Genomic DNA, 16,076 nt, shown 5'->3' on the forward strand with positions numbered 1-16,076 from the left:
AGAGCCCAGAGCCGACCACCCAACGACTCCAGACTCTCTTTGTTTTGGTATGATTTTTTTAACAGCGCGTTTACAAAAATGTTTTACGAAACTCCGTCGGGGTCAGTCCGGTATACTTTTTAAAGGCAATACTAAAATAGTTCGTATCTGTGAATCCCACTACCTCCGCTACCTCCGCCACCTTGCGATTCGGGTCCAGCAGCAGTTCTCGGGCTCGCTCAAAGCGAACACGCGTCTGGTAGTCGGCGAAGCTTTCACCTGTAACCTGCTTGAAACGGGCACTCAAATACTTGGGGCTCATATTCATGTACTCTGCCAGACGGTTCAGCCCGCCATCCTCCTGAAGATGCTCCCGAATCCATTCCTTGGCCCGTTGGAATTTGCGTGGAATGACCTTCTCGCGTGATTCTCGGACATGGCGGCCCACTCGGACAAAATAGCGCGATACATAATCAATCATCTCGGGCCCATGCCGCAATCGGGACAGCTCCAACAACGGGTCCTGTTCCTGCATGGACGTTTGTCCTACAGATGCATCACTCTGGACGATGCGCATGACGAACAAAACGAGCTGAGTGACAATCATTTTCACCTGCTTGACAGGCAAGCCCGCCAATTGTCCTGACCATTCCTGTAAAATCGCATGTACGGCAGCATCATTGCCCGCTCGAATTTCCGTAATCATCAGCAGTTCCTTCTCCAGTAATTGATTGCTGTTCAGCTCGGCCGCCTGAATGCTCTCATAGGGAATGATCTGGCTATAGCCCACCCACCCCCGATGCTCCGCCGCTTGCACAGCTTCCTCATACGCTTCGGGAAGTTGCTCCATCCGTTGTACGGGACGGCTAATCCCGATGGACAGGCCCTGGCTCAATCGTTCCTGCACGGCCTGACGAATCTGCTGTGCCATCCGCTCCGCCGCCCTGCAAGATGCCGTCGCCAGCAGCACAACACGCCGATCGCGGGAAACCGCCGCACTATGCGCCTTCGCCCCGGCTGCTGCCGCAGCCTCCCCCGCCAGTCCGGCGAATACATGGCTGCTTTTATGCATGGAACCGTGTGGCTTGCTAGTGGCGGTTGCCTCCTGCTGCGACGCCTCCTCCAGCTCGCAGCACAGTACGGTATAAGGCGGTTCACTCGTCTCGCCGAAAAATCCCAGCCCGTCCATCTCTCGAATGACCTCGGCTGCAGGACGCCGCTGCTGGAGCAAATCCAGCAGTAGATGCTCCCTGTACAATGGCTCCAATGAACGATGGCGGTGAATGGCATCCTCCTCGCTTCTTCGCCATTGCGCAATGCGATCCTCAGCCCGGCTCAATGCCGCTTCAAAATCCCCGCTGGTCACCGGCTTGAGCAAATAATCGACCGCTTGAAGCGAAACTGCCTGACGAATATATGTCATAGATTCGTACCCTGTTAGAAATAATAACGGGGTCCGCTGATCCTTTTCCCGAATGGTTTTTGCTACGTCCAGTCCACTCATATCCGGTAAATTAATATCCAGTAAAATCATGTCCGGTCGCTGCTCCGTATACAAACGTAATGCCGTTGCGCCGTCCTCCGCCACATCACTGACTTCCACTGACAGGCCACTTTCCGCCACCATCAGCTTCAGTCCTTCCCGAATATGATATTCGTCGTCCACAATCAGCAGCCGGTACATGCCATCCTCCCCTTTCTTATTCGGTTCGAATGGGTGCCAGTAAGGTAACCGAGGTGTACTGATCCGGCTCGCTTGTCACGGACAGTCCATATTGCGGACCATAATGCCGAAGACGTTCATGCACATTCCGCAGCCCAAAGCCAATAGCACTCCCTCGTTCCGCATCCAGCGACTTCCGGATATCGTTCAGACGCTCGGCTCCAATACCGCCCCCATCATCACTGACCGTCAAACGCAACATATCCCCTTCCCTTGTACCGGATAACATGATATAGCCACGGTCGGTGCGCCCTTTTAAGCCGTGGTAAATAGCATTTTCGACGAGTGGCTGGAGGATTAGTTTGGGTACATAAAATCCGCAAATATCCTCCTCGACCTCGCAAATCCACTCGAACGAATTCCTAAATCTGAACTGCTGCACCTTCACATAGGCGCTTACATGCTCGACTTCCTGTCCCAAACTGATTTGCTCTCGGCCATAACTTAGCGAAATGCGAAAACATTTACCGAAGGCTCCGATTACCTCTGCCATATCCCGTTGCCCATTCGCCAATGCCATTCCCTTCAGTGATTCTAGCGTGTTGTACAAAAAATGCGGATTAATCTGCGCCTGAAGCGCGCGAAACTCAGCCTGCTTACGCGACAGCAATGCTTCGTAGACCTGACCGTACAGTTCATGATTTTTTTGCATCATATGAAGAAAACGCTCCCCGATCTGCCCTACCTCATCCTTAGGATTAAAAACAACGGAAGTAGGAGCTTCGAAAGCTTGGGCTGAGCCTGTAGCGCTCACACTCCCATCGACCGCCATCAATCGGCTCAATTGAAGCAGGGGGCGACGAATCGTGTCACTTAGCCGATAAGACAGCATCCAGCCCAGCATCAATGCAATCAAAAAAATCCAGATGGTCCAGGCGCCGATTTTCCGCGCATCCTCGAACAGCACGGACTGATCGACTTTTTGCAGCAGCGTCCATTGTCCTTCATTTAACGGGCCATAAGAGATCATCGTCTGGCGGCCGTTCCATGTTCTCCAGTCCTTCGTAAGCACAGGCCTATCCACAGCCGATTTGGCAATCTGCCGCAATAGCGCTTGGTCCGCAACACCCTGCTCCGGCAATCGGTATACAGACTCGCCCTCCTGATCCAGCACCCACATCTGGGTATTGCCGTCTGTTTCATGAAAAGCAAGCCCCCGAAACAGACTGGCCTTGTCGATTTCCAGCAGCAAAAATCCGAGGGGCGCATAATCTCCAGTCGTTTTTCGAAGCAGCTTCCCCACATAGATGCGATCCTCCGCCATCCCGCGTCCGGATTCAAACGGCGAATGAGCCATCCACATCATGGGCCGCTCGGCGAGTAGGCGGCGATAGTACACACGTGCTTCCTCTAATGTAGGAAGGCCGCCAAAACGGACCGAAACATTCCCTTGATAGAGAGAATGCTTGAGCCCGCCATTGGCGGCATATATGAGTGAGGACGTGATATACGGCTTGGTCTGGGTTTGCGTACGGACCACCATACTGAGTGTTTCATCGTTCCGTAAATATTCATAATCATCTTTCGGCTTGGTCTCCAGCGTAGACTGCACATCAGGATTGCTGAGAATGGAATTGGTCAGATCATTCAAATCGGAGAGCGTCGCATTGACGTAATTTTCACTCATTTGCCGGGACTGCATAGCCAGTGCCTCCGACTTCTCACCAAGGGAATGGGCCGCGATCTGGTAAAAGGTAAAGGTCAGTACCACCATCGGAATGACGGTGAGTACCAGCGTCAGTACAATAAATTTCCCACGGATTGTAGGAATCCCGGCGAACTTTTGACGACCCCGGCCTCCCATTCATCTGCCTCTCTTAGACATAGGCTGGGAGCCATGTCCCGTGGGCTGCAATCAGGTCATCACACAGAGAAACAATATCATCCATGGACAGCTCTGCGGACGTGTGCGGGTCCAGCATCGCGGCGTGATAAATGTGCTCCTTTTTCCTGGTGATTGCAGCTTCAATTGTTAACAGATGGGTATTAATATTCGTCCGGTTCAGCGCAGCGCATTGGGGTGGCAAATCCCCGACAAAGGTTGGCGTAACCCCGTTACGATTCACCAGACAAGGTACCTCCACACAGGCTTCCTTCGGCAGATTGGTAATTAAGCCTGTGTTCATCACATTGCCGCCAATGGCAAAAGGTTGATTCGTTTCAATCGCCTCAAATATATAAGAGGCATACTCGTTTGACCGTTCATGCCGCAGATCCTGATTGCTCAAAAGCTCCTCACGCATCGTTTCCCATCGTGCAATCTGGCTCACACAGCGGCGCGGGTATTCATCCAAAGGAATATTGAAGCGCTCGATCAGCTCAGGGTATGCCCGTTTGATAAAATACGGATGATACTCCGCATTATGCTCGGACGATTCCGTAATGTAATAGCCGAATTTTAGCATCATTTCAAAGCGCACCATATCCTGATGCTTTTCCTGCTGCTTAGCGGCGGCTCGTTTTTTAATCTCAGGATATAAATCCACACCATCCTTGCTCACTTCGAGCAACCACGCCATATGATTGATGCCTGCAATTTTTGCCTTTACACCTTCCTGCTCCAGCCCGAGGCTTTTAAACAGCTCCGGTATACACGCCTGCACACTATGACACAGCCCTACCGTACGGACACCGCCATAAACGTTCATCACATTCGTCAGCACGGCCATCGGATTCGTGTAGTTAAGAAACCATGCATTCGGGCATACCTCGCGCACATCTGCCGCAAAATCGAGCATCACCGGAATTGTACGTAAATTGCGGAAAATACCGCCAATGCCGACCGTATCGGCAATCGTTTGGCGCAGGCCGTATTTTTTGGGAATTTCAAAATCCGTAATTGTACACGGATCATAGCCGCCTACCTGGATGGCGTTTACCACATAGGTCGCCCCACGCAGTGCTTCCTTGCGGTCAGTGTAGGAGCGAATCACACAGGTGCTCCCTGTTGTTTTTTTCAAATTGGATAAAATATTTTCCGAATCTTTCAGCCTTATGGGATCAATATCAAACAACGCCAGTTCAAAGCCCTGCAATGCAGGCGTCAACATACAATCGCCAAGCACATTTTTAGCAAATACCGTACTACCTGCACCCAGAAATGTAATCTTGCTCATACTTTTTCCCCCATTCACATTTTTGTTCGCAGCTTTGCACTCCAAATGCAAGGATACCCACCGCCACTCTCCCCTTTACAGGAGGAAAGTGACGATGGGAAAGGTTACTCATAACTATGCGTTGTTGCCTCCCATTCAGGATCCCCCCGCTGATTTAGCGGAGCTGATAGGCCGAGGCGGTAAGGCAGATGTTACCGAGGGTGTCGTAATTGGCGGGGTTACTAAAGTCTCCGGGCTAACCGGTGTTACCGATGGAGCCGCAGCTCCTCCTGCCTCAATCACGGTTACCTTCGCAATTGCCTTTAACTCTGTCCCTTCTACTTTGCCCTTCAACTCAAACGAACCTGGAGCACCATATTGTACAGGGGCTATATCCTCCCATTCCACAGCCACCCATTTAGTGGAGCCTTCTCCATACGTAGCTTCCACTACGCTTGGCAGTTCCGGTTTTTCACCGACATGTGTCGTTACATTTACTTCTTTTAACGCGGTAATTTTCTCAGTTACCGCCAGATTCTGTGCTGTACCGGAGGCCAGACCTGCCACCTCGGTTGCATTCAAAGCACGGCTGTAGATACGGAATTCATCCACCAGACCATTGAAATACGGATCAGGGTACTGAGATTTGCCGATAAAATTATTTTTGGTCTGACCCAGACTGATAGGATTTAAGGTCAAGTTGGTATTGCGTCCCACTTCTTTTCCATCCACGTACAAAATACCTGTGGAACCCGAAAGCGTGACTGCAACATGCTTCCATACGCCCGTCGGCAGTACAGGGCCTTCAATCGTCTGCTCCTGTCCCTGCCCGTTGCCTTGGTTGGTAATGGCAAACAGCATGGTATTTCCTGCTTTAGGCGTCAGGAACATATATTCATTCGTCCCGGAGCCAAAGTCAAAAATCCGCACATAATCGCTCAGGGTGTTCGCTTTAACCCAGCCGGATACGGTCAATTGCTGTGCCCGACTGACAATACCTGCCGGAAGCTGCACATAGCTGTCCTTGCCGTTCAGACTGACAGCATTGCCTGTTTTACCCGCAGCCCATGCAGCCGTCCCCTTCACGGCAGCATCATTGCCGCTGTCTGATGAATCCGCAACTACAGAACCGCTTGTTTCATCAAACTTGTAAACTACAAGCTGTTCAAGTAACGGAGCCGCCGGTTCAGCTACCACCGTTACTTTAGCCTCCGCTGACAACTGAGAATCGCTGGCTGTCAGCTTGAACACATACGTTCCCGGCTCGGAAACGTCCACCTTCGTGCGCAGCGATGTTTTGTTACTGAATGTGACCTTCGCGTCCTGTGGTCCTTCAACCAGACTCCACTCGTTTGTCACCTTTCCTTGCGGAAGCCCATCATCCGTAGCCGTGCCTTTCAGAATGATCTGATCCGGCAGCTTTACCTTCGAATCTTTGCCGGCATCCACGACAGGTGCTTTGTTCGGATCAGGTGTGGTCGATGTCAGCTCTACCGTGTAAGAGGATGCTGTACCAATCTCCAATTTAAGCTTGTTGGAAGGCGCATACGCATTAAACTTCCCTTGTGATTGACCGCCTACTTTAACCATATACGTTCCTTTTTTCAAACCGTCAAATGTAACGTACGTGGAATGGGCTTGACCCGGTGTTTGATTTTTCAGTTGGAGCCATACGTAATCCTTGGATGTTGCCAGCTTGGCTTCTGTATATTGGTCCTTTTCCAGCTCGATATACAGCTTTTCCGTGATCAGATTGATGCGCTTGAACAGGCCGTCCAGCGGCTTGATCGTATACATGTTGCCGTTTTTGCTCACCTCTGCACCGTAGCCCGTCAATCCGAAAATAGGATCAATCGCGATATCAGCACTTAACGTTTTGAGCGCACCGAACAATCCGAGATCAGCCTCACCGCTCATGCCGCGCCAGCCGTTAAAGAGCGGAACATTTTTACCGCCGCCAGTGCCGTTCGTGCCGTTATTGCCTTTTTCCGCTTGATACGTCCATGCGACCGCCCCGATGTTCTCAGGGTCCGAGCTGATTTGCCCGGAGTTAATCGCTCCCACATTGGCAATTTTAGCTGCATAGGACAACCGTTGTTGTTCCTCACGGTGATTGTCCTCGTGGTGGCGAATCCAGTCATCCATCGCATATCCAGCAAGCGAAGTCGTGTACTGGAAGTTAAACCAGTTCTCACCGGTAATCGTCACCGGATCGGTGTAGTAGTACCATACGGGCATATGACCGCGTGCCGCACGGGTTTTGGCATTAATTTTACTCATCATTTCCAGGGCTTTAGTTTGCTCGCCCTCTGTATCTATATTCTGCTTGGCTAATGTATATACAGCCTCTTCCCCTGTATTGTCGTAGCTATATTCAGAACCGTAAGGATACTTTGTATTTTTAAAATTGTTATATTTACGATCCATTTTTTCCTTGAGATCATTCGCTTCATCATCATAGCCTTCATCATGAAGTGCCTGAATAATATCCGGTGTGGTCAGTTCGCCCATCAAACCTGTTTCCCAGTTGTACGCGACTGGCCCTTCATACAATGCTTTGAAAATGTTATAAGCCCGCAGCAAATAGGTTTCCTTTGGATGCTTGTAAGTGACAAGATCCGGGTATTCCTTGGCAATCTTGTACATGCTGAAATACGTGTTGTATACGTGCGGATAAGCATACCCTCGATAGGTTGGTGTATCGTTCGGTTCCGGCATCAAGAAATCATGAATTAAATAATCCTCATGATGTCCGTTCATCAGATTCGTCCAGATCGCCGTCTCCAAATAATCGTCTACTGCCCGCACCTCTTTGGCGACTGGAGACAGTGTGTTTTTCTCAGCCAGGAACTGTCCGTGGGTCAGACCCCAATCATCCCCCCAGCCCCAGTAGCCGTTGAAAATGTTGCGTTTGGATTTGGTATGCATCATCCAATCGTCAAATACCTTGTCGCGCAGATCACCCGGTACATTCCATTGGGTTTTGTCGACCATAAATGTAGCATGCCGTTGCAGCGCTTGATCAATCGGCTCGATGGCATAGAATTGTAACACCGTTTTATTACCGTTGCCGTATTCTACCGTTATGAAGTTTGGACCCAGCTTAGTAAATTTCAGTTCATAAATGTGATGTCCTCCGGGCTTGCTATCCGTCTGCGGAATAACGGTTCCGTCTGGATAGGTTACTTTGCTGATCGCCTGCTTGGAGCGCAGGTCCACCTTCGCCTTTTGATTCGTAGGCACGATCATACCCGGTACGACTGTTGTATCCACCAAGTTTTCTTGGTACAACGTATCTTTTACATCATGCTCGTCCTTCACCGCCAGAAACTTGAAACCATAGTTTTTGCTTTGACCGGGATTCAGGATTAGGCTTGTATTGGGCAAATACCCCCGGTTGGTGGACTTGATGACATTGGAATGAATATAAAATACATTGAGTCCTTCCAGCCATTTGCCTTCGTTAGCCGGGTTCCACGCCCATTTACTGCCCGGATGCTCCTCATCCCGCCAGTGATCCTGATACTCAAAGCCCGCACCCGTTGTGGAATCAGGAATCAGCAGCAGGGAAGAACTAATGCCGCTGGGACGCCCAGCTGTGATGTAGGAGCTGTTATTGCCGACAAAGGAATGCGTCACCACTCTAGTTTCGTAGATCGCATCACCGTTGGTCCACTGCTCATTGAAAGGCAGAGGCAAACCAAAATCACCAATCTCCAATTTTTTCCCACTTGTATTCTGCACCTGTATATTCCACAACACCGAACCATTCGACTCTGCCGAATACGTTTCGATGACTTTAAAATTGCGTATCCCTTCTGCATGAGTAGAATTCTCGTACGTGACAGTGACACGGTTACCACTGGTCGTGATCTTACGTGCGTCTGCCGACTTGTTCGTCCATGCCTTCGTCCAGCTGCCTCCATCCAATCGGTATGTGAACATCAGCTCCCCTAGCCACTGATGATCTGCGGTGTTCTGTTCAGGTGTTACCGTTGCGTTCATGACATACTCTGTCGGGAAAGCATCTCCCTTGATACGTATGGATGAAATTTCGCCATGCTCGCCTGTCTGAATCGTCAGCTTGTCATTGGATAGTTCATGGGCCTCTGCCGTATGCGTCCCAAACAACACAGACGCTGTGGTTAAAAACAAAAATGCCGCCAATATTCCCTTAAATTTCATCAATACGGCCTCCTTTTGGATCTCGGGGTCCTGATTTGTTTGCCAATCAGCTGAATTCTCTTCATTTCGCCGCAACCTCCTTGGAAATGTAAGCGCTACAACTCTATTGTACAAATCCTTGTCCATTGGTAAAATCAACATTTTCAACCGATTTATATAGGATTTCAACCTAATAGGGGATACTGTTAGATCGGCAATCAACCAAGCTAGGACAGATTTATCTGAATTAAGATTACAGAGGATGGAGAGAAAGAAATTTAGATAGAGAACAAGGGAGGCATTTTTAGATATATCGAGGTTTGATCAGATTATACAAACGGACACCGTGAAATTGAGAAATTTATTTTGAGTTGCTGTAGTGGGAAATCGTTACGTTGGGTTTTCCAGATGCGAAGGTATTTATTTAATAGATTCGCTCCTAAGGTAGAATTTGTAGTCTGCGTATGTAAAAAATTTCTGGGATAGGGTATCCAAAGTCTGTTCGTAAAGAAAGAATTATCGAAAACTTCAATATCTTTGACTTTAAGTTAAGCCAAGAGGATATGGAGTCGATTACTACGTTAGATACGAAACAGAGCCTGTTCTTTTCACATCGCGATCCTGACATGGTGAAATGGATCGGTACCCGTAAACTCGATATCTAACCATCTTTCAAAAGATCACCCGTAGGTTTTGATTACGCCAAAAGAACCAACAATTTAACAATAACCGTTAAAAGTATGGAGTAGATGCCCTAAGGATATCTACTCCTCTTTTTCGTTTACGGCATCAATATATTATTCTTCTGGCAAGCGCCTGGTCATCATCGGTCCATGATATTTGGAGCTGTTCGCGGGTTTTTGAGTGCAGGCAGTAGAATACCATCGATTAGCGTTGTGAAGAAAGGCTTGTCGAACGGTTTGCGCTGGATGAGTCCGCGAAAAGAAGCCATTGAAGTAATGACCTGGCAAGCCATCTCAATGTCCGCGTGAGCAGGAATTTCACCGCGGACGACGGCTCGGTTCATAAGCTCGCGGTTTACAACAACCCATGGCTCGAAAATCCCGGCTGTTCCTGCTTCGGCAAATTCCGGATGCTGCAAAAAGGAGCCTAGGCCCGCTAGGACTCGAAATTTGCGTTCTTCTTCCGCTATCGATTGCGGCTTCAAAAGCACGAGGAGATCTTCGCGTAAGGTTCCTGTATCAGGCAAGCTTTCGAGCTCAAGATGATTTCGATTCATCCATGCCAAGGCGTCTCGGACTAACTCCGCCTTGGAAGACCAGCGGCGGTAAACCGTCGCCTTCCCAGCCTTTGCTCGAGCCGCGACCATGTCCATTGTCATACCATCGAAACTCGTATCGGCGAGGATGTCGATTGCCGCCTCGAGGATTTTATCATCCCGCGTGTGATCTCTCTTGCGTCCCAATGTTTTCGCAGGCTTTTCTGCCACGACCTCAGTTAATTCGCCCCTCTCAGACATTTCCTTTTTTATTTTACTCATAAACTTAGCTCCTTTTAAAATATATATTAAGAAACTCATCAGTTCCGGAACTTTACAGTTTCGTTTTTGTGTGATTTAATATCATTATCCCACATCCAACGGGAAATATATAGATGGTGCCCCATACCAAAAAGGAGATTACGACCATGCAGGACAAACCCGTAGCCTTGATCACCGGTGCCAATAAAGGAATAGGTTTACAGATTGCGAAGGATCTAGCGGAACACGGCTTCACCGTGCTCGTTGGGTCACGCAGCCTCGAGAATGGAGAAACTGCCTCCAAAAGCATTGGTTCGGATGCGCACGCTCTCCAGCTCGACGTTACCGATCAGGACTCCATTGTTGCTGCAGCAGAGCGTATTCGGAACGAATTTGGTCGTCTCGATGTACTTGTGAACAATGCGGCCATATCACACGCAGGTAAACCGGACGATCCGTTTCCGAGCAGTGGCGCGACGAGCGGTCTTTTGACCGTTGCTTCGCTCGAAGACATTCGTTCGGTTTATGAAACTAATGTTTTTGGTGTCATTGCTGTCACCCAGGCCATGTTGCCACTTTTACGTGAGGCTCCGGCAGCACGCATCGTCAACATGGGCAGCACCGGCGGCTCCCTTAGCTGGAACTCCATTCCGGAAAACTCACATCGTGCGATGTTTGGGGCCTATTCGGCATCAAAATCGGCTGTTCATGCGGTGACACTTGCCTTTGCCTTTGCGCTTGAATCGACAAACATCAAGGTCAATGCGGCCTGTCCAGGTTTTACATCGACTGCGCTCAATAATTTTGCTGGCACTCGTAGTGTTGAACAAGGGGCGCGTGAAGCGGTCCGGCTTGCGATGATTGGTGCGGACGGTCCAACAGGAACGTTCTCAGATGAGGATGGACCCATCGCGTGGTAATTATAATTTATACATTAATAGTTAGTAGCTTAAGGGGGATTTCATGATGCGTGTTTTCGTAACAGGAGCAACAGGTTACATCGGTTCCGCTGTCGTCCGTGAACTCATTGATGCGGGTCATCAGGTCGTCGGTCTTGTGCGTTCAGACAATAGCGCTGCGAAACTAAAAGAGGCCGGGGCCGAAGTGCACCGCGGTGACATCGACGATCTCGACAGCCTTCGTAGTGGTGCGGCTGCTGCGGATGGTATTATTCATCTGGCATTCAATCACGACTTCTCGAACTTCGCCAGGGCACTCACAGCAGATCTGCACGCCGTCGAAGCGATGGGGGCGGCGCTGGAAGGGTCCGGGAAGCCGTTCGTGATCACCACGCACGCCAATGGAGTGGCAGCAGAAAACGTAATGTTATTGCTGGCTGAGCACGGAGTGCGGACATCGATCGTAGAGCTTTGTCCTTCGGTACACGGTGAGGGTGACACAGGATTTGTGCCGAGACTGATCAACATTGCCAAAACGAAGGGCTTCTCAGCCTATGTGGAAGAGGGGAGCAACCGCTGGCCGGCTGTGCACCGCCTTGACGCCGCACATCTATACCGCCTTGCGTTAGAAAAGGCACTCGCCGGTTCACGACTAAATGGGGTCGCAGATGAAGGCGTGCCATTTCGCGACATCGCAAGTGTTATCGGTAAACACCTGAACGTGCCTGTAGTCAGCATTTCACGTGAAGAAGCAGACACCCACTTCGGCTTCCTCAGCACACTTGCAGCGCTCGATATCCCGAGATCAAGCGTTGCAACTCAGGAACTTCTGGGATGGCGGCCTGTGCAACCTGCACTGATCCACGACCTCGAACAGTCTCACTACTTCAACAACTGATTGGAGACGAGATCGAGAATCGATCATGGGCCGCTTAATAAAGCACTTGAGAAAAGCGAAGCAAGACATGGACTAACAACATGTATGAAATAGAAGTTTGGATATTAAAACAAGATCAACACGAGCGCATACCACACTAAATGTTGTTACCTTCATTCGCAGCAAACTATTCTGGCTAATCGTATTGTTAGGTCACTTCCCACAAGGAAATTTTTCATCTTCACTTATGGCATGGTTCACCGCGTTGGCTGAAGGGGCAAGTTCTCAAAAAAATAGTCTCCTTATCAGAGACTATTCGCGATCTTCCTGTTTGATAATCATACGATAAGCGGTAGCTTTTCATCATTCTTTCAAAAAAGGGCCATCCTTTTGCGGGATAGCCCTTGCTTTAATTTCACATTTTTTTGCAAAGAGAATAAGGGGCTGGATTCCTCCATTTGCGCTTTTGCTTACTTTAATATTGTCCTTTAATTACAAAAAACGAACCCCGAATTGTTCCAGCTAGTTTAGACTTCTGCCTAGCAAACTTAAACTTCCCTTCTAGCTCCTTTGGTACCTCCATCCCCTCAGAAAGCTTAAAACCAACAGCCCGCTTTTTAGGATCATCCACCGTATACATGACATTGATTGCAAGACCATCCTCATAAAAAACGTAGGTAAATTGGATATTTTCCACTTGAAAACGCGACGTTTCTAAAGATTTAGCCGCAAACGCAATATCACGTTCTTCTCTCAAAATTCGGTTCACATAATCAAGGCTCTCCTGGCTTTCGCTAGCTGGTACAACCGTAAATTCATACTTGTATTTGTTCATAAAATAACGGGCCTCATTAGCACGTAAACCAGCAAGCGCTTCTGCTACAGGTGAAGACTCTAAACCAACCGTAGATACATCTTTAAAATCAACGAGATACGACATTTTCATTCCTCCTCTTCTCTCTTTACGCCCTAACAGCTTCCGCATTTCACCAAAATCGATTTCATTTTTCAAGTTGTTGTAGAAACACACTTATAGCCGGACTTCAAATTAATTCTCAATTCTCTTATCTACCACATAGTATACCAAAATTGATTCAAGAGAAGATTTTGAATGGCGAATTTGTTAGTTTGTTAAATAGTGTTCACATAGACTGGTATTCACAAACACCGCTTTAAATATTCGACCAGCGAGATAATACGATGTTGCCTATGGTTCCTCTAGGTCGGGAAATTAAGGACTCAAAGTATGTCCTAACAAAAAACTCTCGGCCTGTGCCCTGTACTCCATTAAGGAGGTTCAGATTCACAAGCCAAGACATTTGCATTCATGATGGTGGCCGTTAGTCTATGTTTGTTTGGGAAAGACCCTCTGCATGGAAGGGGGCGTACCCGCATATGTAAACCAAATAAGTACGATACCTATCTATCATGAAAATATAGATGCACGGTTGAAGAATTATATCGTGCCTGTAATTGCGCTAAACTTTGTAACGGTTATACACGAGCGCCAAATGAAAAAAAACGCCGGCGACGACAAGTTGTTGCGGCAGATGATCGCGGCTATGGACGAAGGCTTTCGCGTGGTTAGAGGCCTTACAATATCCGCTAACGCCGGCCGCGCAAGCTTCACTAATCCGCAAACGACCGGCGTTAATGCGCCTTTTTATGAAAATTTATCATAGGATGCCGATCAGCCGACTGGTTGACGGATTCGTAGGGGAAATCGTAGCTTTGAGCCGCGTGTTTCACCTTTGGAGGGAACAGTCCCGGGTCCCCACACCCTGGGACGAGTTGGAAAAGCGTTTTGAAGCCAAGGTCAACCGTTCATAACTTTTACCCGAGGAGTAATCAACCGAAGATGATTCTATTTCTACAAAGAAGACTTTGATCATTATAAAACAAGGGGCGTTCAGTTGCTTGAATCTCCGAAACTTATCGCGACAGCATGACGCGTTTACCGGTCTATATATTCAAATTAAACTGCAGTTCCAAGCCGCATTGGATCAGATGTCTCCTGAATACAAGGGTGTTTATCGGAGATCTTCATTCTGCGGTGTCGTTGAAAACCTTATTGAAGTTCCCCACCTCTGATGCCGTTCTGAAAGCCGGTGTCTGATAAAAATATAGTATTAGACTGAATTGAATATAGTAATAGCGGCAGCCTTGGACTGAAAAAGGAGAAAGTCCTAGACTACCGCTGTTCTTTATTTAACTAACGTTCCTCGTTAGTTGAATAAGCACGCTTTCTTTTATTACACAATATCTTCGTACTGTTCAGTATTTCTATCATTCATCTTTTACTTTTATAATGAGAAGTGTTAGACTAATATAGGTTTTATATACTTATTACCGATTACTAAGATGTGTAATCAATGAAAGGATTTGATGAATGTGGAATCGACTAATTTCAAAGTTATACCTGAAAAACTTAAAGGTAGGACGATTGAAGATGTCGCCATCACTACTAATGCTGTGGTTATTAAATTTACTGATGGTACTTATTTAGATATCTATCTCGATGAGGCTGCACAAACATTAAAGACATCAACAAACAAGCTGGATAGTTAACTCAACACTTTACACTTAGCTATCATTTTCCCAGCTTCCTCCTTCACAGTTTGCGTCAAATGCGACATAAAACCTCCACTTATCTTGTTCAACTAAACTGCCCGTTAGCTCAATGAAAAAAAGCAGCCCCTCATGAACTGCCCTACTGCTACTCACTTCAACAATAGGATGAGTTCATTCAAAGGCTACCTCATTTACCAAGTAATCCAACCACTCGTTCGTTTGTAACTGTGTAGGAGCTCGTATTCTTCACTACGCATCAGTCGTTTCATTTTTGTTCTATACAGACGATAATCATCTTTTCTTGCTATTTTACATTCTTTGTTGTAATGAACACTCTTGATTCCTTTACGGAAATCCTTAAGCTTCTCTTTTCTTGGATCTTTGGGCTTATTATTGATCTCCAGACTTTGCTGTTTCTCATCTTCCCAGAATTGAATCTCTTCCCGTGTAAACATCTTCATCCCCGTTGTGCCGGGTTAGATTTTGGCATTTGAAGCCATGACCTTAGACACAACTAATAGAAGAAGATCTTCGGATTGAACATTAGCTCACCTCTGATTTTATTCTCCCTTATTTTAACATATTTATAACTATCCTGCCCGTTAGTTTAATAAAAAGAGCAGACTTGAAGCGCCTGCTCAACATTGTGTGTTATTTAACTATCGTTCCTCGTTAGTTTTACGCCCTATCCATAGAAAGCCTCGTGTGTACCTGTCATATCTGGCATCGTGATATCCATGGTCACCAGGTCCAGTTGCTTCTCAGACAAAGATGACTCCGGTCAGTGCTTCGCTCAAAGCCCATTAACCGATAGTTAAGCAGATTGAAACTCTGGATCTGGAGCGGTTGCTTCTCTCGCCGATACCAGAGTTAGGTTGCGGGGCAATTTCTGATGAGATTTTCTGTCTGCATGCTGATATTGCCTTCAAGAACTGAACTACGAGCTGAAACTTAAGTATATGAAGAAGATCAGAAAATAAAAATTCTGGAAGTTGCCTGTGTATGTTAATAACGCAAAGGAACGGAGGAGATTGCCTTGAGGTTTCTACTGGTTGTCATGTCGATAGGAATTGTTTAAAAGTAAAAAAGGAGAGATGGCATAAAAATAAGCCATCTCTCCTTTTTCATTTATATAAAGCGGGTAATGGGAATCGGACCCACGCTACCAGCTTGGAAGGCTGAGTTTTACCATTGAGCTACATCCGAAATAGATGCCGGTGAGAGGACTCGAACCTCCACGGTTTCCCTCACGATTTTGAGTCGCGCGCGTCTGCCAATTCCGCCACAC

At 47.7% G+C, this 16,076-nt stretch carries 11 protein-coding genes and 2 pseudogenes; 6 read left to right on the plus strand and 7 right to left on the minus strand.

The window, feature by feature from the left end; all coding sequences use genetic code 11:
* Positions 1 to 70 precede the first annotated feature (70 nt).
* From NLX74_RS17255 to NLX74_RS17270, 4 genes are all read right to left on the minus strand, one after another.
* A complete protein-coding gene (locus NLX74_RS17255) occupies positions 71 to 1,663 on the minus strand; it encodes a response regulator (protein ID WP_254329428.1) in 1,593 nt (530 codons plus the stop codon).
* Between the two features lie 16 nt (positions 1,664 to 1,679).
* Complete coding sequence (locus NLX74_RS17260; RefSeq protein ID WP_254329429.1) at positions 1,680 to 3,506, minus strand: cache domain-containing sensor histidine kinase; 1,827 nt, start codon at positions 3,504 to 3,506, stop codon at positions 1,680 to 1,682.
* A 13-nt stretch (positions 3,507 to 3,519) separates the two neighbouring features.
* Positions 3,520 to 4,818, minus strand: coding sequence for an alpha-glucosidase/alpha-galactosidase (gene melA, locus NLX74_RS17265; protein WP_254329430.1), 1,299 nt, complete (start codon positions 4,816 to 4,818; stop codon positions 3,520 to 3,522).
* Between the two features lie 135 nt (positions 4,819 to 4,953).
* Positions 4,954 to 8,982, minus strand: coding sequence for a DUF5695 domain-containing protein (locus tag NLX74_RS17270; RefSeq protein WP_254329431.1), 4,029 nt, complete (start codon positions 8,980 to 8,982; stop codon positions 4,954 to 4,956).
* Positions 8,983 to 9,452: 470 nt separating this feature from the next.
* Between NLX74_RS17270 and NLX74_RS17275 the strand changes: the two are divergent.
* Positions 9,453 to 9,626 (plus strand): annotated as a pseudogene (locus tag NLX74_RS17275) (aldo/keto reductase); the annotation flags it as partial.
* A 158-nt stretch (positions 9,627 to 9,784) separates the two neighbouring features.
* Here NLX74_RS17275 and NLX74_RS17280 read toward each other — a convergent pair.
* On the minus strand, positions 9,785 to 10,441 hold the full coding sequence (locus tag NLX74_RS17280; RefSeq protein WP_254329432.1) for a TetR/AcrR family transcriptional regulator: 657 nt from the start codon (positions 10,439 to 10,441) through the stop codon (positions 9,785 to 9,787).
* A gap of 167 nt (positions 10,442 to 10,608) precedes the next feature.
* Here NLX74_RS17280 and NLX74_RS17285 point away from each other — a divergent pair, with 167 nt between their 5' ends.
* Positions 10,609 to 11,361: an SDR family oxidoreductase gene (locus tag NLX74_RS17285; RefSeq protein ID WP_254329433.1), complete on the plus strand. Its 753-nt coding sequence runs from the start codon at positions 10,609 to 10,611 to the stop codon at positions 11,359 to 11,361.
* A 46-nt stretch (positions 11,362 to 11,407) separates the two neighbouring features.
* On the plus strand, positions 11,408 to 12,238 hold the full coding sequence (locus NLX74_RS17290; protein WP_254329434.1) for an SDR family oxidoreductase: 831 nt from the start codon (positions 11,408 to 11,410) through the stop codon (positions 12,236 to 12,238).
* A gap of 454 nt (positions 12,239 to 12,692) precedes the next feature.
* Here NLX74_RS17290 and NLX74_RS17295 read toward each other — a convergent pair whose 3' ends face one another.
* Entirely contained in the window at positions 12,693 to 13,157 is a 465-nt protein-coding gene (locus NLX74_RS17295) for a phage tail protein (RefSeq protein WP_254329435.1), read from the minus strand.
* Between the two features lie 433 nt (positions 13,158 to 13,590).
* Between NLX74_RS17295 and NLX74_RS17300 the strand changes: the two genes are divergently transcribed.
* From NLX74_RS17300 to NLX74_RS17310, 3 genes and pseudogenes are all read left to right on the plus strand, one after another.
* Positions 13,591 to 13,899, plus strand: a complete 309-nt coding sequence (locus tag NLX74_RS17300; protein WP_254329436.1) for a hypothetical protein — start codon at positions 13,591 to 13,593, stop codon at positions 13,897 to 13,899.
* A gap of 186 nt (positions 13,900 to 14,085) precedes the next feature.
* Positions 14,086 to 14,318: pseudogene (locus NLX74_RS17305) on the plus strand (IS110 family transposase); the annotation flags it as partial.
* A gap of 290 nt (positions 14,319 to 14,608) precedes the next feature.
* On the plus strand, positions 14,609 to 14,785 hold the full coding sequence (locus tag NLX74_RS17310) for a hypothetical protein (RefSeq protein WP_196765492.1): 177 nt from the start codon (positions 14,609 to 14,611) through the stop codon (positions 14,783 to 14,785).
* A gap of 194 nt (positions 14,786 to 14,979) precedes the next feature.
* Here the strand turns inward: NLX74_RS17310 and NLX74_RS17315 are convergent, their stop codons facing one another.
* Positions 14,980 to 15,243 carry a hypothetical protein gene (locus NLX74_RS17315; protein ID WP_231109524.1) on the minus strand — a complete coding sequence of 88 codons (264 nt, stop codon included), beginning with the start codon at positions 15,241 to 15,243 and terminating at the stop codon, positions 14,980 to 14,982.
* Positions 15,244 to 16,076 lie beyond the last annotated feature (833 nt).

Origin of the sequence: Paenibacillus sp. MZ03-122A, from assembly GCF_024213325.1 — a bacterium.
GTDB lineage: Bacteria > Bacillota > Bacilli > Paenibacillales > Paenibacillaceae > Paenibacillus > Paenibacillus polymyxa_B.